The sequence below is a fragment of the Rahnella sp. NRRL B-41462 genome, assembly GCF_003263525.1.
Classification (GTDB): Bacteria; Pseudomonadota; Gammaproteobacteria; order Enterobacterales; family Enterobacteriaceae; genus Rahnella; species Rahnella aceris.
Genome location: NZ_JYDF01000187.1, coordinates 1 through 2,007, shown reverse-complemented (window position 1 = coordinate 2,007; position 2,007 = coordinate 1). Strand labels below are relative to the sequence as shown.

Below are 2,007 nucleotides of genomic sequence, written 5' to 3'. Positions count from 1 at the left end.
TTTCATGCCGAAGTAAATGCCGACGTGACCGTGTTTGAGCGGCGCGCCGTGTTGTCCGGTTTCAATGCCCAGACCACCCGGTTCAACGCCAATCAGCTTCACGCTGGTGTCGTCGATGAAATCCGCAAACATACCGATCGCATTGGAGCCGCCGCCGACGCAGGCAATCACCGCATCCGGCAGGCAGCCTTCGCGTTCCTGCATCTGCGCTTTGGTTTCTTCGCCGATCATACGCTGGAATTCACGCACGATGGTCGGATACGGATGCGGGCCTGCTGCCGTGCCCAGCATGTAGTGGGCTTTTTCATAGCTGCCGGACCAGTCACGCAGCGCCTCATTACAGGCATCTTTCAGCGTGGAAGAACCGCTATGTACCGGAATCACTTCAGCCCCCATCAGACGCATACGGAACACGTTTGGCGACTGACGCTCAATGTCTTTTGCGCCCATATAAATGCGGCATTTCAGGCCGAGCAGCGCACAGGCCAGTGCCGATGCCACGCCGTGCTGACCCGCGCCGGTTTCGGCGATGATTTCAGTTTTGCCCATGCGTTTGGCCAGTAATGCCTGACCCAACACCTGGTTAGTTTTGTGCGCGCCGCCGTGCAGCAAATCTTCACGCTTAAGGTACAGCTTGGTTTTGGTGCCTGCGGTCAGGTTTTTACACAACGTCAGGGCGGTCGGGCGGCCTGCGTAGTTTTTCAGTAAATCAATGAATTCGGCCTGAAACTCAGGGTCGCGCTGTGCGCTGACAAAAGCTTCTTCCAGCTGAGCCAGCGCAGGCATCAGAATTTGCGGGACATACTGGCCGCCAAATTCGCCAAAGTAGGGATTAAGTAAAGTCATGTTATCGCGTCCTGTCTGTCAATTTTTGCGTCATTGCGTGCGGCTTAATACGCCCGCAATGTCTGGAATACGGCATTAATTTTCCCGGCATCCTTGATGCCCGGCTCGCTTTCAACACCTGAGTTGAAATCCAGGCCTGCGCAACCGAGTTGTGCGGCTTCGACGCAGTTATCTGCGCTCAGTCCACCGGCGAGTAAGGTGTTGCTCAAATCCTGACCGGCCAGTTTGCTCCAGTCGAACCGGTGACCCGTGCCCCCTTTGCCGTTGTCCAGGACGTAACGATCCACGTGATTCAGGTCGCGCGCTGGCAATGTTTCTTTGACGCTCAGCGCTTTCCAGATCTGAACCGTTTGCGGCAAGGCTGTGCGCAGGGCATCGATATAAACCTGATCTTCGTCGCCATGAAGCTGCACGGCGGCCAGGTTTAATGTCTGAGCCGTCTGGGCCACTGTGGTGATTTCTTCATCGCGGAACACGCCGACATACTTCAGCGGTGCGCCGTTCTGCACTTCTTTCGCCTGCGTCTGTGTCACGAAACGCGGTGAGGCTTCAACAAAAATCAGCCCGCCATAAATAGCACCAGCTTCGTGCGCGGCTTTGGCATCCTGAGCGCGGGTCAGGCCACAGACCTTGTTTTCACCGAGCAGCACGCGACGAACGGCACTGCTCAGGTCTTGTTCCGACATCAGCGCACTGCCGATCAGGAAGCCATTGGCGAAGCGGCTCAGTTCACGGATTTGTCCGTAAGTATTAATACCTGATTCACTGATGACCGTGACGCCATGCGGTACGCGCGGTGCCAGCTCACGGGTGCGGTTCAGGTCGATAGACAAATCGCGCAAATCGCGGTTATTGATACCGACGACTTTGGCTTTCAGTTTAACGGCGCGATCCAGTTCTTCTTCATTACTGGCCTCCGTCAGCATATACGTGGATTGAACAGGGGCGCGATGTGTCCATTTCGTGCTGCGACCCTTGACAGCCTGGCCAAAGCGCTGCGCATGGAACCTGCGGCACGAGAGTATTTATTCAGTCGTGGCGTCGGTGAAAGATCCGCAGGTATTACCCTCTTCCGGCGCACCGGACGCCAGCCTGAAAGACTGTGTCAGTCAGTTCGCCTGCCCCGGTTATCTGCTCGACAGTAGCTGGAATGTACTGGCG

General features: G+C 56.2%; 1 protein-coding gene and 2 pseudogenes. 1 reads left to right on the top strand and 2 read right to left on the bottom strand.

Annotated elements, in window-relative coordinates; translation table 11 throughout:
• Window positions 1-846 (bottom strand): tryptophan synthase subunit beta (trpB, locus tag UC14_RS26500; protein ID WP_112198769.1); only part of this gene is annotated, 846 nt, incomplete at its 3' end.
• A gap of 44 nt (window positions 847-890) precedes the next feature.
• Window positions 891-1,772 (bottom strand): annotated as a pseudogene (gene trpCF, locus UC14_RS26495) (bifunctional indole-3-glycerol-phosphate synthase TrpC/phosphoribosylanthranilate isomerase TrpF); the annotation flags it as partial.
• 49 nt (window positions 1,773-1,821) lie between these two features.
• Here trpCF and UC14_RS26490 point away from each other — a divergent pair.
• Window positions 1,822-2,007, top strand: a pseudogene (locus UC14_RS26490) (hypothetical protein); the annotation flags it as partial.